Annotated in this window: 20 protein-coding genes, 1 tRNA gene and 1 pseudogene; 12 read left to right on the top strand and 10 right to left on the bottom strand. The window is 67.5% G+C overall.

Annotation, left to right across the window (positions count from 1 at the left end):
• Positions 1–47: 47 nt before the first annotated feature.
• Positions 48–296 carry a DUF2795 domain-containing protein gene (locus tag BAMB_RS16195; protein ID WP_041491299.1) on the bottom strand — a complete coding sequence of 83 codons (249 nt, stop codon included), beginning with the start codon at positions 294–296 and terminating at the stop codon, positions 48–50.
• A gap of 114 nt (positions 297–410) precedes the next feature.
• Positions 411–581 carry a hypothetical protein gene (locus tag BAMB_RS35360; RefSeq protein ID WP_006489933.1) on the bottom strand — a complete coding sequence of 57 codons (171 nt, stop codon included), beginning with the start codon at positions 579–581 and terminating at the stop codon, positions 411–413.
• A 152-nt stretch (positions 582–733) separates the two neighbouring features.
• Between BAMB_RS35360 and speG the strand changes: the two genes are divergently transcribed.
• The 3 genes from speG (at position 734) to BAMB_RS16175 (ending at position 2,858) form a co-directional block, all read left to right on the top strand.
• On the top strand, positions 734–1,276 hold the full coding sequence (gene speG / locus BAMB_RS16185) for a spermidine N1-acetyltransferase (protein WP_011658261.1): 543 nt from the start codon (positions 734–736) through the stop codon (positions 1,274–1,276).
• Positions 1,277–1,778: 502 nt separating this feature from the next.
• Positions 1,779–2,126 (top strand): surface attachment protein Sap1, encoded by a 348-nt coding sequence (gene sap1, locus BAMB_RS16180; RefSeq protein WP_006750101.1) that lies wholly within the window; start codon positions 1,779–1,781, stop codon positions 2,124–2,126.
• 177 nt (positions 2,127–2,303) lie between these two features.
• Positions 2,304–2,858, top strand: a complete 555-nt coding sequence (locus tag BAMB_RS16175; RefSeq protein WP_006756945.1) for a YaeQ family protein — start codon at positions 2,304–2,306, stop codon at positions 2,856–2,858.
• Positions 2,859–2,868: 10 nt separating this feature from the next.
• On the opposite strand, the gene BAMB_RS16170 is transcribed toward BAMB_RS16175, so the two are convergent.
• Positions 2,869–3,282, bottom strand: a complete 414-nt coding sequence (locus BAMB_RS16170) for a VOC family protein (protein WP_041491412.1) — start codon at positions 3,280–3,282, stop codon at positions 2,869–2,871.
• Positions 3,283–3,708: 426 nt separating this feature from the next.
• Here BAMB_RS16170 and ada point away from each other — a divergent pair, with 426 nt between their 5' ends.
• From ada to gshA, 3 genes are all read left to right on the top strand, one after another.
• Positions 3,709–4,800: a bifunctional DNA-binding transcriptional regulator/O6-methylguanine-DNA methyltransferase Ada gene (gene ada, locus BAMB_RS16165; protein ID WP_041491298.1), complete on the top strand. Its 1,092-nt coding sequence runs from the start codon at positions 3,709–3,711 to the stop codon at positions 4,798–4,800.
• Positions 4,797–5,771, top strand: coding sequence for a DNA-3-methyladenine glycosylase family protein (locus BAMB_RS16160; RefSeq protein ID WP_011658257.1), 975 nt, complete (start codon positions 4,797–4,799; stop codon positions 5,769–5,771). Before ada ends, BAMB_RS16160 begins: the two co-directional genes overlap by 4 nt.
• Positions 5,772–6,351: 580 nt before the next feature.
• The gene (gene gshA, locus BAMB_RS16155; RefSeq protein WP_011658255.1) at positions 6,352–7,965 is read left to right on the top strand and encodes a glutamate--cysteine ligase; all 1,614 of its coding nucleotides are present in this window, start codon (positions 6,352–6,354) and stop codon (positions 7,963–7,965) included.
• A gap of 89 nt (positions 7,966–8,054) precedes the next feature.
• On the opposite strand, the gene BAMB_RS16150 is transcribed toward gshA, so the two are convergent.
• Complete coding sequence (locus tag BAMB_RS16150) at positions 8,055–8,372, bottom strand: DUF4148 domain-containing protein (protein ID WP_011658254.1); 318 nt, start codon at positions 8,370–8,372, stop codon at positions 8,055–8,057.
• A 564-nt stretch (positions 8,373–8,936) separates the two neighbouring features.
• Here BAMB_RS16150 and BAMB_RS16145 point away from each other — a divergent pair.
• Positions 8,937–10,577, top strand: coding sequence for an L-lactate permease (locus tag BAMB_RS16145; protein WP_011658253.1), 1,641 nt, complete (start codon positions 8,937–8,939; stop codon positions 10,575–10,577).
• A 121-nt stretch (positions 10,578–10,698) separates the two neighbouring features.
• Here the strand turns inward: BAMB_RS16145 and BAMB_RS16140 are convergent, their stop codons facing one another.
• Positions 10,699–11,616: a LysR family transcriptional regulator gene (locus BAMB_RS16140; RefSeq protein ID WP_011658252.1), complete on the bottom strand. Its 918-nt coding sequence runs from the start codon at positions 11,614–11,616 to the stop codon at positions 10,699–10,701.
• A 228-nt stretch (positions 11,617–11,844) separates the two neighbouring features.
• On the opposite strand from BAMB_RS16140, the gene BAMB_RS16135 reads away from it, so the two are divergent.
• Both BAMB_RS16135 and BAMB_RS16130 read left to right on the top strand, forming a co-directional pair.
• Positions 11,845–14,016, top strand: a complete 2,172-nt coding sequence (locus tag BAMB_RS16135) for a phosphocholine-specific phospholipase C (protein ID WP_011658251.1) — start codon at positions 11,845–11,847, stop codon at positions 14,014–14,016.
• Between the two features lie 165 nt (positions 14,017–14,181).
• A complete protein-coding gene (locus tag BAMB_RS16130; RefSeq protein ID WP_011658250.1) occupies positions 14,182–14,910 on the top strand; it encodes a phosphonate utilization associated transcriptional regulator in 729 nt (242 codons plus the stop codon).
• Positions 14,911–15,001: 91 nt separating this feature from the next.
• On the opposite strand, the gene BAMB_RS16125 is transcribed toward BAMB_RS16130, so the two are convergent.
• Positions 15,002–16,390 (bottom strand): FAD-dependent oxidoreductase, encoded by a 1,389-nt coding sequence (locus BAMB_RS16125; RefSeq protein ID WP_011658249.1) that lies wholly within the window; start codon positions 16,388–16,390, stop codon positions 15,002–15,004.
• A 123-nt stretch (positions 16,391–16,513) separates the two neighbouring features.
• Positions 16,514–16,837 (bottom strand): annotated as a pseudogene (locus tag BAMB_RS16120) (2-aminoethylphosphonate--pyruvate transaminase); the annotation flags it as partial.
• Positions 16,838–16,987: 150 nt separating this feature from the next.
• Here BAMB_RS16120 and phnA point away from each other — a divergent pair.
• Both phnA and phnY read left to right on the top strand, forming a co-directional pair.
• Entirely contained in the window at positions 16,988–18,226 is a 1,239-nt protein-coding gene (gene phnA, locus BAMB_RS16115) for a phosphonoacetate hydrolase (RefSeq protein ID WP_011658247.1), read from the top strand.
• 27 nt (positions 18,227–18,253) lie between these two features.
• Positions 18,254–19,708, top strand: coding sequence for a phosphonoacetaldehyde dehydrogenase (gene phnY, locus BAMB_RS16110; protein WP_011658246.1), 1,455 nt, complete (start codon positions 18,254–18,256; stop codon positions 19,706–19,708).
• A 33-nt stretch (positions 19,709–19,741) separates the two neighbouring features.
• Here the strand turns inward: phnY and BAMB_RS16105 are convergent, their stop codons facing one another.
• Positions 19,742–20,545, bottom strand: a complete 804-nt coding sequence (locus tag BAMB_RS16105) for an alpha/beta fold hydrolase (protein ID WP_011658245.1) — start codon at positions 20,543–20,545, stop codon at positions 19,742–19,744.
• 81 nt (positions 20,546–20,626) lie between these two features.
• On the opposite strand from BAMB_RS16105, the gene BAMB_RS16100 reads away from it, so the two are divergent.
• Positions 20,627–21,241 carry a CGNR zinc finger domain-containing protein gene (locus tag BAMB_RS16100; protein WP_011658244.1) on the top strand — a complete coding sequence of 205 codons (615 nt, stop codon included), beginning with the start codon at positions 20,627–20,629 and terminating at the stop codon, positions 21,239–21,241.
• Between the two features lie 39 nt (positions 21,242–21,280).
• Here the strand turns inward: BAMB_RS16100 and BAMB_RS16095 are convergent, their stop codons facing one another.
• Positions 21,281–22,330 (bottom strand): DUF3592 domain-containing protein, encoded by a 1,050-nt coding sequence (locus BAMB_RS16095; protein ID WP_011658243.1) that lies wholly within the window; start codon positions 22,328–22,330, stop codon positions 21,281–21,283.
• 186 nt (positions 22,331–22,516) lie between these two features.
• Positions 22,517–22,592, bottom strand: a tRNA-Lys gene (locus BAMB_RS16090).
• Between the last annotated feature and the right edge of the window lie 33 nt (positions 22,593–22,625).

Below are 22,625 nucleotides of genomic sequence, written 5' to 3'. Positions count from 1 at the left end.
GCGATGCGATCGGTGCGGCCCGATCCTATCTCGTTATTGGCGCGCGCTCAAACACCGAGGCCGGGGCCGAAGTTGCCGGCGACCCAGCGCGTGACGGCATTGACGTCCGCGTAGTCCTGTTCGGGCAGGCCGTCGAGCATCGACAGCACTTCGTTGCTCGCGCCGGCATCGCGCGCGGCGTCGACGATCGCATCCTTGTTCGCGGGGTAGCGGACGGCGGCCAGCACGTCGGCGATCTGCAGGTCGATCGCTTCACCGGGGATATCGTGCGGAGGGAGGGCAGGTTTGTCGTTCACGTCGGCGTCTCGCTGGTTGAGCGGGAATCGGTTCGTAGCGGAAGTCGGCACCGTTCGGGGCGACCCGCCGGGGCGGCCCGCCCGGACGGCAGCACTGCGGGGACGGCGATCGACTCAGTGCCCGCGCCGCACGCGGCGCCACGGATGCTTCCAGTCGATATGCGGTGCGTTTTCATCGCGCGGATGCTGGCGCCGATGTTCCTGCCATAGTTCGTCGGAGAACAGCGCAGCCACGATCACGAGTGGCAGCACAAGGAAGATGCCGAGTATGACTTGCTCGATCACGATAGCCTCCTTGCGGTGGCAGGAACCCTTGCTCCCATTCTAGGCTCTGAACTTCGCCCGCGGTCAACTTCTTGCAGCGTGGAATACCCCTGTTCGAGGGAGCGCCTCACGGGTGTTTTCACGCACGCGCGGGCATCAAAAAGGACACCAACATGCAACTCCAGAACGACAAGCACACGCTTGCACTGCGGCCGCTGGAGCGCCAGGACCTGCGCTTCGTTCACGAGCTGAACAACGACGCGAAGATCATGCGCTACTGGTTCGAGGAACCGTACGAAACCTTCTCCGAGCTGTCGCAACTGTATGACCGCCACGTGCACGACCAGCGCGAGCGCCGCTTCGTCGCGGTCGATCCGCAGGACGAAATGGTCGGCCTCGTCGAGCTGATCGAGCTCGACTACATCCACCGTCGCGGCGAGTTCCAGATCATCATCGCGCCGCAACGCCAGGGGCGCGGCTATGCGGGGCAGGCGACGCGCCTCGCGATCGAATATGCGTTCAAGGTGCTGAACATGCGCAAGCTGTACCTGATCGTCGATACGTCGAATGCGGCGGCCATCCACGTGTACGAGAAATGCGGATTCCAGCACGAGGCCGAATTGAAGGAAGAATTTTTCGGCAACGGGATGTATCACAACGCATATCGCATGTGCATTTTCCAGCGCGATTATTTCGAGCGCCCGCAATCAGACTGAATAACGCCGGGTAAAAAACACGGATGAAAACCCCCGCGGCCCCGCTGCCGCAGGCGCCCGGACCGCTCGGGAAAATACGGGTTAATACGAACGCGCTTATACCTGGCATTTTTCTTGTATCAAGTAAATCCGATCCCGCACTGCGGTAAATTCATATCGTTTCGGATGACTTTGTGTGCAGCGCACCAAAATGATCCGGATATCGAAATGAATTATCCAAACCGTTCAATCGGCTCATTGTAACTTTGGTGAAAGCCTTGCCCCGCAATGCTTTGCGCTTGGGGGGGTCGCGCCTGACCGCGAGCCAGAAGACATCCATGCACACGCGCGACACGCGAAAACCGGGTGCGCGCAGGGTGCGACAATTCGCCGCTATTGCGACCGCACAACAAATGTGCTTGCTATCGCTCACCGGTCTTCTAAAGTGAAAAACGCGGGTTCACGATCACCTTTAAACACATAGCTAACCCAGCCTGGTGCCCGCAAGCCTGGAGACAAAAACATGATGAAGCGAACCGGTGTCCTTGTTGCCCTTGTCGGCGCATTTTCCGTGGTGTCGATCGCCCAGGCAGGCGGCGATGCGGCTGTCCAGCCGAAGCAGGAAATCCAGCTGACGAAGAATGCATGGGGTTGTCTGTCGAAAGACAATCTGGACTCCGTACTGAACCACGAGCGTGACGGCAAGTCGCAGGCGAAGCAGCAATACTTCGACGACTACCGTTGCCTGTCGGTGCCGGAAGGCCAGCGCTTCCGCGTGGTGTCGGTCGACCAGGGCGACGTTCAGTTCGTCAGCGCCGACAACAGCGATCAGCAAGGTCTCTGGACCGATTCGCGCTTCGTCAAGCAGTAACCGCACGCGCGCCTCTCGCGCCCCCGCGCGCCGGCCTGACTTGTCGGCGGCGCGGCCCAAAAGCGGCCCGGCCGATGCCGGGCCGTCGTGCTGTGGAGCTTCCGTCGCGTGCCGGGCCGCGTGCATTCGGTATCATCACGACCCACCGAACCGAATGCCCGCCCGGGCCGTATCCGCATGGCGCTGAAATCCACGATCTACAAAGCCGAGCTGCAAATCGCCGACATGGATCGGCACTACTACGCCGATCACGCATTGACGGTCGCCCGTCACCCGTCGGAAACCGACGACCGGATGATGGTGCGCATCGTCGCGTTCGCGCTGTTCGCGCACGAGCGTCTCGAATTCTCCAAGGGGCTGTCGGACGTCGACGAGCCCGATCTGTGGCAAAAGGACCTGACGGGCGCGATCGACGTCTGGATCGAGGCCGGCCAGCCCGACGAACGGCGCATCTCGAAGGCGGCCGGCCGCGCCGGGCAGGTCACGGTGATCGCGTACGGCGGCAAGGCGTCGGACATCTGGTGGCAGGGCGTGCGCAGCAAGGTGGAGCGGCTGCGCAACGTGCAGGTGCTGTCGCTGGCCGACGGCGTCGCGGCCGCGCTCGGGCGCCTCGCCGAGCGCACGATGCGTCTGCAATGCACGGTGCAGGACGGCGCCGCATGGATCTCGAGCGCCGACCACGATCCGGTTGCGGTCGAATGGACCGTGCTGAAGGCGCGCGCCGGCGCGTGACGGGCGGCGCTCAGCCGATCGCGGCGGGCGGCCCCTTGAATTCCAGCATGTTCCCTTCGGGATCGAACAGATAGATCGACGGCCCGTAGCCGCCGGCGCCGTAGCGCTCGGCGGGGGCGCCGGGGCGCGCGCCGTGCGCGGCGAAATGCGCGATCAGCGCGTCGGGGTCGAACGGCTCGACGCGCAGGCATAGATGGTCGAGATTGCGGCCGGTGCCGGGCGGGCCGCTGTCGGGACGGTCGATCGGGCCGCCGACCGACAGCAGGTCGATCAGCGCGTCGCCGGCGCGCAGCTGCACGAGGCCCAGGTCGGGTTGTTCCTTCTCCACGTGGCAGCCGACGGCGTCGCAGTAAAAGCGCGTCATCGCCGCCATGTCGGTCACGCGCAGCACGACGTGATCGATCGCGCGGATGGTCGGTTTCATGAGCAGGCACTCCTTCATGGATGGCGTGCCCCGAGTGTAGACCGCCGGCGCGGGATGCCGGAACGCGCTCCGATCGACGGACGAAAAAAAGCCCGTTCACGCAGAGCGGAACGGGCTTAATCCATATCAGGAGGAGACATGGAGGAGACAGTTCCAACTATACACACGGCGATGGTGCGTTGCAATATTCCGAGTGTAAAAAATGGTCAGGACGGCGATTTGTCGCATCCGCACTGCAGCAAAAGGGTGACGGGAAGATGACGAAGGCGGTGTCCGGGCAGCATCCGCGCGGCTTTTCGTCCGATTGATCGCTTTGGATGCGTCCCCGGTTTTGCCAATGCGAATCACAGAGCAAGATTCAGGGCGCGACGGCCCATGCCGATGTCTAGAGTAGGCACCATCTACACTAGAGAGTGCGAGGTTCAGATGAAAACCGCCTATCCGACCGACGATGCCCGCTGGGGCGCCGTGACCGCCCGCGATCCGCACGCGGACGGCGCGTTCTTCTATGGCGTGCGCACGACCGGCGTGTTCTGCCGCCCGAGCTGCGCGTCGCGGCTGCCGCGGCGCGAGCATGTGTCCTTCTTCGCCGATCCGGCCGCCGCGCGCGCGGCAGGCTTTCGTCCGTGCAAGCGCTGCCAGCCGGAAGGGCTGCCGCGCGAGCTCGACATCGTCAATCGCGCATGCGCGGTGCTCGACGCGCATCCGGAGCGGCTCACGCTGCAGCAGCTGAGCGATGCCGTCCACGTGAGCCCGTTCCACCTGCAGCGGCTGTTCAAGCGCGTGGTCGGCGTGTCGCCGCGGCAGTACCAGGCCGCGCAGCGCGGCGCCGCGCTGCGCGAGGCGCTGCAAAGCGGGCAGCCGGTCACGCAGGCGGCCGTCGACGCGGGTTTCAATTCGCCGTCGCGGCTCTACGCATCGGTGCCGCGCGAGCTGGGAATGGCGCCGTCCGCGTTCCGTCGCCAGGGCGCGGGCCTCCGGATCGACTATGCGACCGCGTCGACGCCGCTCGGCACGGTGCTGGTCGCCGCGACCGAACAGGGCATCTGCCGGATCGCGTTCGGCGACGAACCGGCGCCGCTCGTCGACGAACTGAAGGATGCGTTCGCGCGCGCCGAACTGGTCGAAGCGCCATCGCGGCTCGCGCCGTTCGTCGCGCAGATCCGCGCGTACCTCGACGGCACGCGGCACGCGTTCGACCTGCCGCTCGACATCGCGCCGACCGCGTTCCAGCAGCGCGTCTGGGAAGCGCTGACGCACATCCCGTACGGCGAAACGCGCAGCTACTCGGAGATCGCCGAGGCGCTCGGCTCGCCGCGTGCGGTGCGCGCCGTCGCATCGGCCTGCGCGTCGAATCCGGTCGCGCTCGCGATTCCGTGCCATCGTGTCGTGCAGAAGGGCGGCGCGCTGGCCGGATATCGCTGGGGCGTGCGCCGCAAGGCGACGCTGCTCGCGTCCGAAGCGCGCCATGTGCGCGACGATGAAACCGAAGCCGTTGCGGAGGGCAACGTAGTTTGAGCATCGAAACAACCACGATTACGTCGATCGCGGACGGCGGCCAGGTGCCGCCGTCCGCGCAGATGGAGCTGCGCTTCAAGGCGCCGTACGACTGGGCGCGCGTGCTGCGCTTCTTCAGCGGGCGTGCGATTCCGGGTGTCGAACAGGTCGTCGACGGCGTGTATCGCCGCATCGTCGATCTGAACGGCGACGCGGGCCGCCTTACCGTCACGAAGCATCCGCGCCGGCATTGCCTGATCGCGACGGTCGAAGGGGCGGCCGCGCGCCATGTGGACGACGCATTCGCGCGCCGCGTCGCATCGATGTTCGATCTCGGCGCCGATCCGGCTGCGATCGGCGGAGGCCTTGCGCGCGACCCGTGGTTCGCGCCGCTCGTCGAAGCCGCGCCGGGGCTGCGCGTGCCGGGCGCCTGGTCGGGGTTCGAGCTTGCGGTGCGGGCGATCGTCGGCCAGCAGGTGAGCGTGAAGGCGGCCACGACGATCGTCGGCCGGCTCGTCCAGCGGGCCGGCGAGCGCGTCGTGCACGACGACGGCATGCCGGCGGCGGACGGCGCGCCGGCCTGGCGTTTCCCGACGCCGGACGCGCTCGCCGCATGCGATCTGGAGAAGATCGGCATGCCCGGCAAGCGGGCCGCGGCGCTGACGGGCATGGCGCGCGCGGTGGCGGCCGGCCACGTGCCGCTCGATCCCGCGCAGGCCGATCTCGGGACCTTGCGCCGCGCGTGGCTCGATCTGCCCGGCATCGGCCCGTGGACCGTCGAATACATCGCGATGCGGGCGTGGCGCGACCCCGACGCGTGGCCGGCGTCCGATCTCGTGCTGATGCAGTCGATCGCGGCGCGCGATCCGTCGCTCGACCGGCTCGCGAGCCAGAAGCACCGCACCGAAGGCTGGCGGCCGTGGCGCGCGTATGCGGCGCTTCATCTGTGGAACGACGTGGCGGACCGGGCCAGCGGCGCGCGCGGCGGATGACGGTCGCGTAGGCCTCCCCGTGGGCGGCGAGCGGGCAACGCCGCGATGCAACCCGCGGCGGGCGCGGGTCCGGCTGCGATCGGTCGGTCGTCCTCACGGTTGCGACGCCTGACGGACGATCAAGCCGCTCCGCCGCCTGTCGCCTGTCAACCGTAGCTGGACGTCGCCCACATCCGGAGGCCCAGCACTGACGGCTGCGCCACCGATCTGCGGACCGAGATCGCCGCCGGCGTACGGTCGACCGGGCGTCGACGATATCGCCCGGCGCATTCGGCGGCACGGGTTGCACCTGTCGGCGCCGCTGCGCGCACCGTCCGAGCCATTCGAGCCGTTCGCGTTCCATCCGACGAATTTCACGCGACCGTTGCGTCCGGCGGTGCCGACGGCCGTCGCATGCGCACGCTGCGATCGTCGCCATCGGCCCGCCCGGCGGCCCGCTGCGGCGGGCGCGCACCGCCCGGAGCCACCTCAAGCGCGTGTTTCGGCGAGATGTTAAAGTGCCCGCTACCAACGAAGCGACCAATAATCCAGCCGGCCGCGCGCGGCGTTCTGCGCGCGTCCGTCACGCCCTTGCGCCTCCATGTCGAACACCATGACTCACCGCCAGTCCGAACTGCTGCTGAATCGTCTCGAAGCGCTGAGCTCGGGCCCGACGCGGCAGCATCTGCCCGACGGCCTGCGCGGCATCGAAAAGGAAAGCCTGCGCGTGACGCGCGACGGGATGATCGCGTTTACGCCGCATCCGCGCGCGCTGGGCTCGGCCCTCACGCATCCGTCCTTGACGACCGACTATTCCGAAGCGCTGATCGAATTGATCACGCCGGCGGAGCCCGACGCGTCGCTCACGCTCGAACGCCTCGACGATCTGCACCGCTACGTGTATGCGTCGCTCGGCGACGAGCTGCTGTGGAACGAATCGATGCCCGGCCTGTTGCCGGCCGACGATGAGATCCCGATCGCCGACTACGGCACGTCGAACATCGGCCGCCTGAAGACGGTGTACCGCCGCGGCCTCGCGCATCGCTACGGCCGCACGATGCAGTGCATCGCCGGCATCCACTACAACTACTCGCTGCACGAGGAGGTGTGGCGGCGCCTGCATGCGGACGAAGGCTCGACGGCCACGCTCGTCGACTATCAATCGGAGCGCTATCTCGCGCAGATCCGCAACTTCCGCCGTCGCAGCTGGCTGCTGATGTACCTGTTCGGCGCATCGCCCGCGCTCGACACGAGATTCCTGCGCGGCAAGCCGCACAAGCTCGATGCGTTCGATGCCGACACGCTGTATCGGCCGTATGCGACGAGCCTGCGGATGAGCGACCTCGGTTACTCGAACACGACCGCGCAGGCCGCGCTGCACGTCGACTACAACACGCTGTCCGGCTATCTCGACGCGCTGTCGACGGCCGTGAGCGAGCCGTATCCGCCGTACGAGGCGATCGGCACGCATCGCGACGGCGAATGGATCCAGATCAATACGAACGTGCTGCAGATCGAGAACGAGTTCTATTCGACGATCCGTCCGAAGCGCATCACGTATTCGGGCGAGCGTCCGCTGCATGCGCTCGCGTCGCGCGGCGTGCAGTACATCGAAGTGCGCTGCCTCGACATCGATCCGTTCGAGCCGACCGGCATCGCGCTCGAGACCGCCCGCTTCATCGACGCGTTCCTGCTCGCGTGCGCGCTCGACGAGAGCCCCGTGCTCGACTGCGGCGCGTACAAGGAAGCGAATGCGAACTTCGCCAGCGTGACGATGGACGGGCGCAAGCCGGGGCTCACGCTGATGCGCGACGGCCAGCCGGTCACGCTGCAGGCATGGGCGGACGACCTGATGGCCGATATCGAAACCGTCGGGCGCCGTCTCGACGAGATCCGCGGCGGTGACGAGCATGCGCGTGCGATCGCCGCGCAGCGCGAGAAGCTGGCCGATCCGGAGCGCACGCCGTCGGCGCGCGTGCTGCGCGAGATGCGCGAGAACGGGCAGTCGTTCCTCGCGTTCGCGCTCGCGCACAGCGAAGCGCATGCCGCGCATTTCCGTGCGAACCCGCCGTCGGCGGAGACGATGCGTGCCGAGCAGGCGCTCGCGGCGAAGTCGCTGGCCGAGCAGGCCGAGCTGGAAGCGAAGGAGGCCGGATCATTCGACGCGTTCGTCGCGGCCTATCGCGCGTACACGCTGAACCGCTTCAGCGTTTGATGGCAGCAACCCGCTGCGCGTCGCGCGGCGGGTAGCCGGCTGCGGCCCGGCTGGTCGCGTGTCCACGCGAGCGGCCCGGTTCACCCGCTTCAATGATGCGCGTACGTGTCGCGATCGACCACGTGCGGCAGCGCCGGTTTTCCCGATTCCACGTTCGCATGGCCGTCGCTGCCGTAGCCGGCCGCGTCGCCGCGCGCCTGTGCGGCACGCTGCATGATCGCCTGCATGTTTTGCGGAAAGTCGGGACTGCTGGCGAGACTCGTCCGGTAGCCGGCGGCCTGCAATTCAACGAGTTCCTGGCGAACTTCCGCACGCGTCAATGTCGACGCGGCGTGGGCCTGGGCCTGGGCGACGATAGTCGAGCCGATCACCAGTAACGTGCAGCCCGCAAGCTTCATGGTTTTCATCGTGTTGCTCCGTGAGTCTCCGGAGCCGTGCCGTCGTCGGCACGGGCGGAATCGATGCAGCGAGTCTAGGCTTCGGATGGCAAACGAAACACCCCGCGCGCCATCAGTCACCTTTGCCGGTTGAGCAACATTGCGCCAGCGGCTTGCTGGCGCACGTGTCAGCGGGCTGCCGGCCTGCCGTCAGCGTGCGGGGGACGCCGCGTATCGGCGCCGCGCGCATCGGGCTTGCCCTCCTTGTACAAGCGCGATGCGCCTCCTAACCTCTTTTAAGCGACCGATCGGTCGGCGCCGCGGCATGGTTGCATGCGCAAGCGTCGGGCGATCTTTGCCGCCGTGGAACGCACGTTTGATACGGGGGCGGGGTGTGCGCGGGCGCCAGGGCGCCATGCTTCGGTCGACCGCGAAGCATGGCGCGGGAGCGAATGCTGAAGCGCCTACTTCGGTCGACTGGGAAGCATGGGATGGGAGCAAGCGCTGAAGCGCCAACTCCCGCCAACCGCGAAGCATGGGACAGGAGTAAGCGCTAAAGCGCTAACTCCTATCGACACGGAGACACGAGACACGATGAATCCCACCGCAGCCCTGCCGCCCGGCATCCTGTTCGCGCAGCCGTTGACGCCCGTCGCCAACTCGCTGCTCCTGTCGTTCCTCGTCGCGGTGATCCCGATCGCGGTCGCGCTGATCGCGCTCGGCGTGCTGCGCCGGCCGGCGTGGCAGGCGTCGCTGGCCGGGCTCGTCGCCGGCCTCGCGGTCGCGATCGGTGCGTGGGGCATGCCGGTCGGCCTCGCGTTCAACGCGGTCGGCGCCGGCATGGCGCTCGCGCTCGTGCCCGTGATGTGGATCGTGTTCAACGCCTTGCTGCTGTACAACATCGCGGTGAAGTCGGGCCGCTTCGACCAGTTCCGGCAGTGGATGCTCGACAACCTGCCCGACGACCGCCGCCTCGTGCTGCTCGTCGTCGCGTTCTCGTTCGGCTGTCTGCTCGAAGGGATCTCCGGCTTCGGCACGCCGGTCGCGATCACCAGCGCGCTGCTGATCGCGCTCGGCTTCCCCGCGCTCGAAGCGCTCACCTACACGCTGCTGTTCAACACGGCCCCGGTCGCGTTCGGCGCGCTCGGCGTGCCGATCACCGTGCTCGGCGCGGTCACGTCGCTGCCGCCCGCGACGCTCGGCGCGATGGTCGGCCGGCAACTGCCGTTCTTCGCGCTGCTGCTGCCGTTCTACGTGGTCGGCGCATACGGCGGCATGCGCTCGATCGCGAAGCTGTGGCCCGCGCTGCTTGTGTCGGGCGCCAGCTTCGCGATCGCGCAGTTCGTCACGTCGAACTTCCTCGGCTACCAGCTCACCGACGTGCTGTCGTCACTCACGTCGCTGATCGTCACGATCGGCTTCCTGCAAGTGTGGAAGCCGCAGCCCGATCCGCAGTACGCGCTCGCGCGCAGCGTGCCGGCCACGGCCGGCGCCGTGCGCGCGGGCTTCGGCGGCTGGCTGCCGTGGCTCGTCGTGTCGGTGGTCGTGATCGTGTGGGTGCACGCGAACATCGCGGCGATCGGCGACGTGAAGATCAAGTGGCCGGGCCTGCACAACGCGGTGTTCGTGTCGCTGTACCACAAGCCGTATGCGGCGATCTGGGACTTCCAGCCGCTCGGCACCGGCACCGCGATCCTCCTGTCGGCGATCATCACGGCCGCGCTGACGCGCACCGGCGTCGGCGCGTTCTTCGAATGCGTGGTCAAGACGTGGCGGCAGACGTGGATCGCGATCGTCACCGTGATGATGATCGTCGGGCTCGCGTACCTGCTGAACTACTCGGGGATCAGCTACACGCTCGGCACCGGCGTCGCGTCGACCGGCGCGTTGTTCCCGCTCGTGTCGGCGTCGCTCGGCTGGATCGCGGTGTTCCTGTCCGGCAGCGACACGTCCGGCAATGCGCTGTTCGGCAACCTGCAGGTCGTCGCCGCCCGCCAGCTCGGCTTCGATCCGGTGCTGATGGCCGCGACCAACTCGTCGGGCGGCGTGATGGGCAAGATGATCTCGCCGCAGAACATCGCGACGGGCGTGTCGACGACCGACCTGAAAGGGCAGGAAGGCGTCGTGTTCGCGCGCACCTTCTGGCACAGCGTGATCCTCACGCTGCTGCTCGGCGTGCTGGTGTTCCTGCAGCAGCACGTGCTGACGTGGATGATCCCCGCGCTGCCGAAGTAGCGCGCGGCGGGAAGCAACAAGGAAGGCACGAGGACGACAACGAGGGAAGGTGCGGGAAAAGCGCCGGAAAGGGCAGGGAAGTGCGGCGGGAAATACGCGAAACCGGTGAATGCGCGGCGGCTCAGCGCGCGTTCACCGGCCGCGCTGCGCGTGGCGCGCTTGCCGCATCGTGCGTGGCCGGCTGCGCCCGCAGGATGCACGCGAGGAACGCATCGATCGCGGGGCTCTGGCGGCGCGCCTTTAGGTAGTACACGTATTCGTCGATCGTCGTGTCGACGCCCCGCAGCGCGACGACGCGCAGGTCCGGATGGCGCTCGGCCTCGCCGCGTGGAAACAGGCTCCCGCCCACGCCATGCAGGATCGCCTCGCGGATCGCTTCGCGGCTGCCGATCTCGGCGACCGACGTGGCCGCGACGCCGGCCGCCGCGAGGATCGTCTCCGTGCAGCGGCGCGTGACCGATCCTTCCTCGCGGATCAGCAGCCGCACGTCGGCGAGCTGCGCGGCGTCGATCGCGTCGAAGCGCGCGAGCGGATGGTCGCGATGCACGACGAGCACGAGCGGATCGGTGGAGATCACCTTGCGTTCGAGGCCGTCCGCGTCATTGCGCTGCGACGACACCGCGAGGTCGATGCGGAATTCCTGCAGCGCCTGCAGGATCTCTTCGGAGTTGCCGATCCGGCACGTGAGCGCGATCGACGGATGCGCATGCGAGAAGCGGCCGACCGCATCCATGATGTAGTACGGCCCCGTGGCGCCGATCCGCAGATGGCCTTCGAACAGGCCGCCGACGTTGCGCAGCATGATGTCGGCCTGCGCCTCGAGCGCGATCATCTTTTCGACGAGCGGCAGCAGCTCGATCCCGGTCTCGGTGACCTCGAGCTTGCGGCCGCTGCGGTAGAACAGCTCGACGCCGTACCACTGCTCGACCTGCCGGATCTGCGCGGCGATCGTCGGCTGGCTCACGCCCAGATGGCGCGCGGCACGCGTGATGCTGCCCTGCCGGACGGTCGCGTGGAACGCCTTCAGCTGATCGAACACGACTCGGCTTCTCCCCCGTCTTCATCGCGCGTCAGCGTAGCGTACGCATGTGTCGGCCGGATGAAAGGCGCGTCGTGCGCCGCTTCGAAAAAAAGCTGGGGGTGAGCGCAAGAAACCTGCTGGATCCGGTCACGGCCGGGACATGCCGGTGCGGACTAATAGCGGCAACGCACGACCGCCGGCCCCGCTCGACCGGCGCCACCTCTACCGACCCACAGGATCCTCTTCATGTCCGCCAACAATCGACGCGATTTCCTGCGCCTCGCCGCCCAGTCGGCCGGCGCGATGGCCGCCTACGCCGGCTTTCCGCCCGCGATCCGCAAGGCGCTGGCCATGCCGGCAGCGTATCGCACCGGCACGATTCGCGACGTCGAACACGTCGTGATCTTCATGCAGGAAAATCGCTCGTTCGACCACTACTTCGGCGGGCTGCGCGGCGTGCGCGGCTTCAACGACCCGCGTCCGCACCTGCTGCCGAGCGGTGCGCCGGTATGGCAGCAGCCGCCGGCATCGGTGTTCACGAAGAACTACCATTCGCGCGGGCTCGACCCGGCCGCGCCGTACGTGCTGCCGTTCTACCTCGACCCGAAGCAGACGACCGAATTCCAGCCGGGCACCAACCACGGCTGGAGCAGCGGCCACCTGTCCTGGAACAACGGCCAGTGGGACCAGTGGGTGAACCAGAAGCAGGACGTGCTGACGATGGGCTACCTGAAGCGTCAGGACCTCACGTACCACTACGCGCTCGCCGACGCGTTCACGATCTGCGACTCGTACTTCTGCTCCGCGCACGCGGACACCGCGCCGAACCGCATCTACCTGTGGACCGGCACGGTCGACCCGCGCAACATCTACGGCACCCAGCCGAACGGCCCGGGCATCGGCGAGCGCAACGACGTGAACGGCTACACGTGGACGACCTACGCCGAACGCCTCGAGGAAGCAAAGATCAGCTGGAAGGTGTACCAGGGCGGCACCGGCATTCCGGGCGACCCGACCGACAACTACACCGACAATTCGCTGATGTTCTTCAAGCGCTTCCAGGTGAAGGAAGGCGCGAGCGGCGCGCTGGTCGACAAGGGCGCGTCGGACCACACGCTCGCCGAGCTGAAGGCCGACGTGCAGGCGAACCGGCTGCCGCAGGTGTCGTGGATCGTGTCGCCGTACAAGTACAGCGAGCACCCGCAGGCGTCGCCGACCGACGGCGCGTTCTACATCAACATGGTGCTCGAGGCGCTGACGTCGAACCCCGAGGTGTGGGCGAAGACGGTGTTCATCCTCAACTACGACGAGAACGACGGGCTGTTCGACCACGTCGTGCCACCGGTGCCGCCGGTCACGAGCGGCGTGGGCGGCCAGGGCATCGTGTCGTCGAACCTGCTGTCGAACCTCGGCGACGAACTGCTCGACCTGAACAAGTACCCGGGCGAGATGAGCCCGCTGGTGCCCGGCGCCGACCCGGGCGGCCTCCAGCCGATCGGCCTCGGGCCGCGCGTGCCGCTGATCATCATCTCGCCGTGGACGAAGGGCGGGTGGGTCTGCTCGGAGACGTTCGACCACACGTCGGTGCTGCGTTTCCTCGAAGCGCGCTTCGGCGTGAAGGAGCCGAACATCAGCGCGTGGCGCCGGTCGGTCTGCGGCGACCTCACGTCGGCGTTCGATTTCTCCGCGCGCCCCGATACGCGCACGGTGAGCTTCACGGTGCCGCAGCACATCGCCACCGCCGGCCACGCGTATCAAGTGCCCGCGCAGCAGTCGATGCCGGCGCAGGAGCCCGGCACGCGTCCGGCGCGCGCGCTGCCGTACGAGCTGTTCGTGCATGCCCGCGTGAACGGCCGCGACGACAGCGTGTCGCTCGATTTCGCGAACTCGGGTGACGCGGGCGCCGCGTTCTACGTGTACGACCGCCGCAATCCGGCGACGCCGCCGCGCCGCTACGCGGTGTCGTCGCACGACCGCTTCGTCGATACCTGGAGCACGTCGGCCGCGCGCGGCGACTACCATCTCGCCGCGTATGGCCCGAACGGCTATCTGTGCGAGTTCCAGGGCAACACGCGGCTGGCCGCGGACGGCAGTCACGCGAACCCGGAAGCGAAGATCGGCTACGACGTGCGCAACCGCCACGTGTACCTGCAGCTGCGCAACAGCGGCCGCGCGGCGTGCCGGGTGGTCGTCGACAACGCGTACAGCCATGCGCATGCACGCACCTACACGCTGGAGCCGGGCGCACGCATCGAGGATCACGTCGAGCTGTCGTCGAGCCACGGCTGGTACGATCTGACGATCACCGCGACGACGCTGCGCGGCGGCGACGACAAGGTCGTGCGCCGCTTCGCGGGCCACGTCGAGACGGGCCGGCCGAGCCAGAGCGACCCGGGGCCGGTGAAGCAGACCGCCTGACGGCGCAGGCTGACATCGCGCGGTCCGGCGTTTTTTTACGTCGGCCGCGCGATTGGTTTTTGGAAACTGAAAACTGTTGACAATGTGGGGGGGCGACGGTATACAGGGACCATTCGCCGATATGGCGCCCTCGTTTTCACCCGCAGCGTCGCTGCCTGCCCGACCATGACCGCCCCGACCGCCCTCAACGCCATCGAACTCCTGCAAAGCCAGTCGCTCGCGATGATCGTGCAGGACATGCTCGAGCGCGCGATCGTGTCCGGCGAATATGCACCCGGCGAGAAGCTCAACGAAGTCGATATCGCGACCAGGCTGAACGTGTCGCGCGGCCCCGTGCGCGAAGCGTTCCGCGCGCTCGAGCAGGCTGGGCTCCTGCGCAACGAGAAGAACCGCGGCGTGACGGTGCGGGTCGTGCCGCTGCGCGAGGCCGAGGAAATCTACGAAGTGCGCGCGATGCTCGATGAGTCGGTCGCGCGGGCGCTCGCGAAGCGCATTTCGCCCGACACGCTGAAGGTGCTGAAGGGCATCATCCAGTCGATGAAGCAAGCCGCGAAGGCGCACGACGTCACGCGCTACACCGAGCTGAACGTGCAGTTCCACGACGCGATGGTGGTCGGCGTCGGCAATACGCACCTCATCGATACCTATCGCCGGCTCGTGCGCCAGCTCGGGCTGCTGCGCCAGGCCGCGATCGAGGCGGAAGAGGATGCGATCGCGGTGTCCGCGGCCGAGCACGACAAGATCGTGCAGGCGCTCGCGAGCGGCGACGAGGACAAGGCAGTTGCGCTCGTGCGCGAGCACGTCGCACACGGCCTCGCGCGGATGCGCCGCACGCACGAGCAGGGGCTGCCCGCGACGGGCAAGGCGGCGCGGGAGAAAGCAGAGCGCGTGTAACGCCGCCACCCGGCACGCCGTACCCAAAGCCAAGGGACGCTTCGCAGCGTCCCTTTTTCGTTGCGCGTCACGTCATCGCATCGGAACCTCGTCACCCCTTGTCCGCCTTCCCCGCCGCGCTCGCGAATTTCGCGAGCCACGTGTCGACGGCCGCCGGCCGCCGGCTCTCGTCTTCCGCGCGCTCCTTGCGGCGGATCGCGTTGCGCACGACGTGCGCGCCGACATAGCGGATCGGCTCCGGCGGGAAATGGCCGAGCGGGCCGCGCACGATCGGGCTGCGCGTCCATGCGTTGTCGAGGCCGAGCACCAGCGACGACAGGATCTGCCCGCCCATGTAGGTCGGCCCGACGCCGTTGCCCGAATAGCCGAAGCCGTAGAACACGTTCGGCGCGTCGTCGAGGCGGCCGAAGAACGGGAAGCCCGTCACCGAGCGGTCCGACGGACCGTTCCAGCTCGCGGTGATCGGCACGCCCGCGAGCGACGGGAAGAATTCGCGCAGGCTCCGCGTGAGCTGCGCCTCGTACGGCGAGCGCCGGTCGAACACCGGCGCGATGCGGCTGCGCCAGGAGAACGTATTGCCGCCCTTGCCGAGCATCAGCCGACCATCGGCCGTCGTGCGGTAGTAGTACACGAAGATCCGCGAATCGAGCACCGATACGCCGTCCACGAGCCCGGTCTGCTCGAGCAATTCCGGGCATTTTTCGGTGATGACCATGTCGCTCGACACGACGGCGATCGTGCGTTCGAACTGCGGGAAGCGGCTCGCCATCCACGCGTTGATCGCGAACACCAGCTTGCCCGCGCGCACGCTGCCGGACGGCGTGCGCACGACGGCCGGCTGCCCCGGCGTGAAGTCGACGAGCGGCGTGCGCTCGTGGATCCGGATCCCCATATCGAGCGCGACGCGCCGCAGCCCGCGCGCGAGCTTGCCCGGATGCACGGTCGCGGCGATCAGTGAGTACACGCCGTCGAGATTGCGGACGGAACCCGAGCGGCGCGCGACGTCGGCGGCCGGCAGCGGTTCGTAGCTGTGGATGCCGCACGCGGCGAGCGCGTCGAGCACAGGCGCGAGCGTGCCGATCTGCGCGCGCGACGTCGCCGTGTACAGCGTGCCGTCGAGCCGCAGTTCGGCATCGATGCGATGCGCGCGGCAGAAGTCGGCGATGTGCTGGACGGCCGCCTCCGACGCCTTCACGAGCCGGATCGCTTCCGCTTCGCCGAACAGCCGGCGCAGCGTCAGGAATTTCGCGGACCACGTGAGCAGGCACCCGCCATTGCGTCCGCTCGCGCCGGCGCCGCACAGGTCGGCCTCGAGTATCACGATGTCGAGCGCCGGGTTCTGCTGCTTCGCCTGGATCGCGGTCCAGAGCCCGGTGAAGCCGCCGCCGACGATACAGACGTCGGCCTGCGTCGCGCCCTGCAGCGCGGGGGCGAGATCGCCGTCGTTGAACAGTGCTTGTTCGATCCAGAAGGGTCGCATCGGGTGTCGTGCCGGTAAGAGTCGGGTTGCCGTGCCGCGCACGGCGGGAAAACGAAAGCGAAACCGCCGCACGACGGCGCGCGGCGATGAGGCGCGCGCCGCGATGCGGCCGGGTGCGTCGCGTCAGGCCGACGCATCGGCGGACACGCGGCGCACGCCCATCGCCTTCAGCGTGTCGGCGATCGCGGCGACCGCGCCCGGAATGCCGGCTTCGGGGAAGTGGCCGATGCAGCCGACGCGGAACGTCTCGACTTCGGTCAGCTTGCCCGGATACAGAATGTAGCCGCGCTTTTTGACCTCTTGATAAAACCGTCCGCCCCGCGCGGCGAGCCCACCTTCGTCGACGTATTGCGCGACAGCCGCGTCGAGCGCCGCGACCACGTGCGTTGGCGCCGTGAAGCGCCATTGCGTCGTGCGCTGCATGTACATCCGCTGGTCGCACCGATCCGCATGCTTCCACTTCCTGCTTTCTGTTCTCTGCCTATTGTTGACAATCTACAAATCATCAATTTTAATGTCAAGCATGGAAAACACCCCCATCGGCGCGGCGCGGGCGCCGACGACTCAACCCTCTTCGAACCGAAAGGAATGAACGTCATGACTGAAACGCCTGTATCCGTGGAAGTGAACGGCCGCCGCTACAACTGGATGAGCCGCCCGGTGGTGGTGGTCTGCGTCGACGGCTGCGCCTATGAATATCTCGAGATGGCGGCCGAGGCCGGCGTCGCGCCGTTCCTGCGCACGCTGCTGAAGCCGGGCACGGCGCTCAAGGGCGAGTGCGTGGTGCCGAGCTTCACGAACCCGAACAACCTGTCGATTGTTACCGGCGTGCCGCCGGCGATCCACGGGATAAGCGGCAACTACTTCTACGATCGCGACACCGGCGCCGAGGTGCTGATGAACGATCCGAAGTACCTCGTCGCGCCCACCGTGCTCGCCACCTTCGCCGAGCGGGGCGCGCGCGTCGCGGTCGTCACCGCGAAGGACAAGCTGCGCCGCCTGCTCGGCAAGGGGCTCAAGGGCATCTGCTTCTCGTCGGAGAAGGCCGACGAGGCGAGCCTCTCGGAAAACGGCATCGACAACGTGCTCGAGTTGGTCGGCAAGCCGGTGCCGAGCGTGTACAGCGCCGACCTGTCCGAATTCGTGTTCGCGGCCGGCGTGCGCCTGCTCGAGACGCGGCCGATCGACCTGATGTACCTGTCGACGACCGACTACGTGCAGCACAAGTGCGCGCCCGGCACCGACGGCGCGAACGCGTTCTACCAGATGATGGACACGTATCTGAAGCGGCTCGACGAGCTCGGCGCGATCGTCGCGATCACGGCCGATCACGGGATGAACGCGAAGCACGACGGCGAGACCGGCGAGCCGAACGTGATCTACCTGCAGGAGCTGTTCGACGAATGGCTCGGGCACGACGTGGCGCGCGTGATCCTGCCGATCACCGACCCGTACGTCGTGCATCACGGTGCGCTCGGCTCGTTCGCGACCGTCTACGTGCCGGCTTCCGCCGACGTCGACGCGCTGCGCGCGCGGCTCGCCGCGGTGGACGGCATCGAGGTCGTGCTGACGGGCGCCGAAGGCTGCGCGCGCTTCGAGTTGCCGCCCGACCGGATGGGCGACCTGATCGTGATCTCTAAGCAGGACGTCGTGCTCGGCACGCGTCGCATCAAGCACGACCTGTCGGGGCTCGACGTGCCGCTGCGCTCGCACGGCGGGATCTCCGAGCAGATCGTGCCGCTGATCTTCAGCAAGCCGGTCGCGACTGACGTCACGAGCCGCGCGCGGCTGCGCAACTTCGACATCATCGACATCGCGCTCAACCATCTGCAGTGACGCGGACGCATCCGCCGGGAGATATTCATGAACGCCATTGCAGCATCGACGGACGCCTGCGGGTTTCATCGTGAAGCACTGCGAATCGATGGTGAAAGAATCCATCGCGACGCGGTGATCGAGGTGCGCAACCCGTACGACGGCGCGCTCGTCGGCACCGTGCCGAAGGCGACGCTCGACGACGTGCGACGCGCGTTTGCGGTCGCGCGTGCCTACCGGCCGTCGCTCACGCGCCACGAGCGCGCGGCGATCCTGCGCCGCGCGGCCGACATCGTGCGTGCGCGCACCGCCGAGATCGCGGCGCTGATCACGGCCGAGGCCGGGTTGTGTCTCAAGGATTCGACGTATGAAGCCGGGCGTGTCGCCGACGTGCTCACGTTCGGCGCGGGTGAAGTGCTGAAGGACGACGGACAGATCTTCTCGTGCGATCTGACGCCGCACGGCAAGAAGCGCCGCGTGTACACGCAGCGCGAGCCGCTGCTCGGCGTGATTTCCGCGATCACGCCGTTCAACCATCCGATGAACCAGGTCGCGCACAAGGTCGTGCCGTCGGTCGCGACCAACAACCGGATCGTCGTGAAGCCGTCGGAGAAGGTGCCGCTGTCGTGCTACCTGTTCGCGGACATCCTGTATGAAGCCGGCCTGCCGCCGCAGATGCTGCAGGTGGTGACCGGCGACCCGCAGGACATCGCGGACGAGCTGATCACGAACCCGGCGATCGACCTGATCACGTTTACCGGCGGCGTGTCGATCGGCAAGTCGATCGCGTCGCGGATGGGCTACCGGCGCGCGGTGCTCGAGCTGGGCGGCAACGATCCGATCATTGTGATGGAAGACGCCGATCTCGACGAGGCGAGCACGCTCGCCGTGTCGGGTTCGTACAGGAACTCGGGGCAGCGCTGCACCGCGATCAAGCGGATGCTCGTGCACGAGGCGGTGGCCGATCGCTTCACCGAGCTGGTCGTCGAGAAAACCCGTGCATGGGCGTACGGGAACCCGGCCGATCCGTCGGTCGACATGGGCACGGTGATCGACGAAGCGGCCGCGAAGTTCTGCGAGCAGCAGGTGAACGACGCGATTGCGCGCGGGGCGCGGCTGCTGGTCGGCAACGTGCGCGATGGTGCGCTGTACTCGCCGACCGTCGTCGATCGCGTGACGCCCGACATGCCGCTCGTGAAGTACGAGACGTTCGGCCCCGTGTCGCCGATCATGCGCTTTCGCGACATCGACGAGGCGATCCGGATGTCGAACAGCACCGACTATGCGTTGTCGTCATCGGTCTGCACGAACCGCTTCGACAGCATCACGCGCTTCATCACGGAGCTCGAGGTCGGCAGCGTGAACGTGCGCGAGGTGCCGGGCTACCGGCTCGAACTGACGCCGTTCGGCGGCGTGAAGGATTCGGGCCTCGGCTACAAGGAGGGCGTGCAGGAAGCGATGAAGAGCTTCACGAATACGAAGACTTATTCGCTGCCCTGGTAAGCGGCACTGCACGTTCTACCCGCGCCGGTGCGCCTACCGGTCGAGCACGGCGGCGACGATCGCCTCCGGCGCATCTTCCTGGACCAGGTGACCGGCGCGCGGCACCCTGATCAGCTTGCCGTTCGCGATGCGATCGGCCAGCGCCTGCCCCTGTTCGAGCGGAATCCACCGGTCGTCCTCGCCCCAGACGATGCGCACCGGAAAGTCCGGCGGCGCGTAGCGGGCCTCCGCTTCCTCGATGTAGCGCTGGCGCATCTGCGCGATTTGCCGATAGAACGCGGCCTGGCCGGCGGGCGTGAGCCATGGCGCGCGGTAGATCGACAGCACGTCGTCGCTCAACGGCTGCGCGACCGCTTGGCCGATATAGGCCGACACGAGCGCGTGATGCGCATAGGCCGGCAACCCGGTGAACGCTGCTTCGTGCTGCGCGACATGCCGCACGAACGGCGAGCCCTGCGGCGCGATCGCGACCGGGTTCACGAGCGTCAGGTCCGAATAGGCGATGCCGTCGAGGAAATGCGCGCGCAGCACCGTCGCGCCGCCGTAGTCGTGCGCAAGCACGCGCGGGCGCGAAATATTCCATTCGTCGAGCAGCGCGCCGAACAGCACGTTCTGCCGGCCGAGCGATACGTCCGCGTCGGGCATGTCCGACTGGCCGTAGCCGAGCAGGTCGTAGAAGAACACGCGATGGCGCCGCGCGAGCCACGGCGCGATCCGGCGCCACACCTGCGATGAAAACGGCGTGCCGTGCACGAGCACGAGCGGCTGCCCTTCGCCGAGCGTGCCCCAGGCGATCCGGTGACCTTCGAAATTGAAGCGATTGGCGAGATCGAGCATCGGTACCTCCGTGCTAACCTATATTGGTGGTTAACAGGTTACGCCGGTTCGTCCGGATATGAAACCGATAGGTGCAAATAAATGGTTACTCGATACGAGCCTGCGCGACAGGCGCACGCATGGAGCGCGGCCGATTTCGTCGGCGGCCATCCGGCGCTCGACTTCCTGAATACGGTGGCCGACACGGGCAAGACGCGCGACGAGGACAAGCTCGCCGACTGGCCGGCCGTCCGTGCGTGGGCGGCGAAATCCGGGTTGCTGGCGGCGGCCGACCTGACGCGGTTCCTGCGTCATCCTCGGCAGGACGGCGCCGACGAGCTGGCTGCGCTGCACGGCTTTCGGGAGGATGCGTATGCGGCGCTCGCGTACCTGACGGCCGGCGACGGCGGCAGCCCCGGCGCGCGAGCGGCGGACCGGCTCGCCGTGGCGATTCGCGATGCGATCGGGCGCAGCACGTTCGAGGCCGTCGACGGCCGCTTCGCGTGGCGCCCCGATGCGCGCGCCGCGTCGCGCTGGATCGACGCGGCCGCGCTCGGGTTCGAGCATCTGCTGCGCGGTGACGATTTCGCGCGCGTGCGGCAGTGCGGCCGCTGTACGTGGTTCTTCGTCGATCGCGGCCGCGGCGTCGGGCGACGCTGGTGCGACATGCGTACGTGCGGGAACCGCGCGAAGGTGGAGGCGTTCAGGGAGCGGTGAGGCGGGGGCAGCGGCGTCGCGGCCCCGGTTCGCCGTGCGTCATTCGGGGATTTCGTGCGGCCGATGATCGGGCCATAGGGTGCCGGCAATGAACAACCCTGCCACCAGGAACGGCGCGCCGATCGCGAACAGGATCGCCGTGAGCGCCCACCGGTCCCAGAACCGGTCGACGAGCGCGCGCTCGGGCGTGACGGGGTCGTACAGCACGTCGACGATCTCGCCTTCGTACAGCCCGGGATTCGATGACGCCGAGCCTTGCGCGAACGTGACCTGGCGGCCGCTGTCGGTCTTGAACGCGATGCTCACCGAGTAGAGCGACGTGCGGGCGGGCGGCGAGTGGGCCGTTTCGGCGATCTCGACGACATGGCCGGTCGAGCGCGCGTAATGGCGGTCGATCTGCCACTGGCGCAGCCCGACAGCGCCGGCGCCGGCCAGGAAACCGGTGCCGATCGCGATCGGGATCAGCACGATCGCGATGTTCCAGCGGCGCCGGATCGTCTTGCGGTCGGCCGGTGCGGAAAACGCGTCGGCTTGCCGGCTGCGGCGCTCGTTCACGTACAACAGGCTGCCGATCGCAAGCGACGCGAGCGCGAGCAGGGCGGGCACCGCGACGGGAAACCAGCGTTGCGCGAAATCGTCGATCAGCGCGGGACGGTTCGGATGGTCGGGGTCGACCAGGACGTCGACGCTTTCGCCGATGTCGTAAGCCGGCACCATCGACGCGGTATTGCCGGCGACTTCGCGGCGCCGGCCGTCGTTCGCGAGATAGGCGACGATCGGGCGATATGCACGCATCGCGTCGCTGTCCTGCACGATGCGCACGACCGTGCCCGGCGCGCGGACCAGATGGCCGGCCGCACCGCCCGCGGTGACGGCGAGCGCGGCCGCGGCCACGAGCAGCGCAATGCCGAGCGCGAACGCGACGAGTGCGTCCTTACGCAGCATGACCGGCTTCGCTTCGTGCGTCGTGTGATGCATCCGGATGCGATCGGGTGGAGGGTGCGACTCGACGTGCGCACCGATATCGGCGTGACCATGGCCTCTGAATGGTCGCGTCTCGCTCACATGATTCCATGTTCGACGTCCCATGCTCTCTCAGTGCCGGCGGCGATACGGCGATCACCGGCCGGTTGTGTGATATTTGTCGGATGATTCTAGCGGGAAAGCGCGGGAGCGGGGCATGTATGTATGCGCATGCCGTGCTGCGGGAGAGCCGGGCGGCGCCGGAAATGGAAAAAGCCCGGTTAGCTTTCGCTAACCGGGCTTCGGAATTCCTGGTGGGGCGTGAGTGACTCGAACACTCGACCTACGGATTAAGAGTCCGCTGCTCTACCAACTGAGCTAACGCCCCCAACAGAAGAAAGATTATGCACGGGTATTTCGG

This window comes from Burkholderia ambifaria AMMD (assembly GCF_000203915.1).
In the GTDB taxonomy this organism is placed as follows: domain Bacteria; phylum Pseudomonadota; class Gammaproteobacteria; order Burkholderiales; family Burkholderiaceae; genus Burkholderia; species Burkholderia ambifaria.
This window is presented reverse-complemented; position numbering and strand designations above follow the sequence as displayed.

Bases quoted from the DNA above. Each gene is read 5' to 3' on its own strand.
- BAMB_RS16170 (WP_041491412.1), bottom strand. From the start codon at position 3,282: ATGAAACCGACCATCCGCGCGATCGATCACGTCGTGCTGCGCGTGACC.
- BAMB_RS16130 (WP_011658250.1), top strand. From the start codon at position 14,182: ATGACCGCCCCGACCGCCCTCAACGCCATCGAACTCCTGCAAAGCCAG.
- BAMB_RS16145 (WP_011658253.1), top strand. From the start codon at position 8,937: ATGAATCCCACCGCAGCCCTGCCGCCCGGCATCCTGTTCGCGCAGCCG.
- BAMB_RS16095 (WP_011658243.1), bottom strand. From the start codon at position 22,330: ATGGGACGTCGAACATGGAATCATGTGAGCGAGACGCGACCATTCAGA.
- speG (WP_011658261.1), top strand. From the start codon at position 734: ATGCAACTCCAGAACGACAAGCACACGCTTGCACTGCGGCCGCTGGAG.
- sap1 (WP_006750101.1), top strand. From the start codon at position 1,779: ATGATGAAGCGAACCGGTGTCCTTGTTGCCCTTGTCGGCGCATTTTCC.
- BAMB_RS16135 (WP_011658251.1), top strand. From the start codon at position 11,845: ATGTCCGCCAACAATCGACGCGATTTCCTGCGCCTCGCCGCCCAGTCG.
- BAMB_RS16105 (WP_011658245.1), bottom strand. From the start codon at position 20,545: ATGCTCGATCTCGCCAATCGCTTCAATTTCGAAGGTCACCGGATCGCC.
- BAMB_RS16150 (WP_011658254.1), bottom strand. From the start codon at position 8,372: ATGAAAACCATGAAGCTTGCGGGCTGCACGTTACTGGTGATCGGCTCG.
- ada (WP_041491298.1), top strand. From the start codon at position 3,709: ATGAAAACCGCCTATCCGACCGACGATGCCCGCTGGGGCGCCGTGACC.
- BAMB_RS16175 (WP_006756945.1), top strand. From the start codon at position 2,304: ATGGCGCTGAAATCCACGATCTACAAAGCCGAGCTGCAAATCGCCGAC.
- phnA (WP_011658247.1), top strand. From the start codon at position 16,988: ATGACTGAAACGCCTGTATCCGTGGAAGTGAACGGCCGCCGCTACAAC.
- BAMB_RS16100 (WP_011658244.1), top strand. From the start codon at position 20,627: ATGGTTACTCGATACGAGCCTGCGCGACAGGCGCACGCATGGAGCGCG.
- gshA (WP_011658255.1), top strand. From the start codon at position 6,352: ATGTCGAACACCATGACTCACCGCCAGTCCGAACTGCTGCTGAATCGT.
- BAMB_RS16125 (WP_011658249.1), bottom strand. From the start codon at position 16,390: ATGCGACCCTTCTGGATCGAACAAGCACTGTTCAACGACGGCGATCTC.
- phnY (WP_011658246.1), top strand. From the start codon at position 18,254: ATGAACGCCATTGCAGCATCGACGGACGCCTGCGGGTTTCATCGTGAA.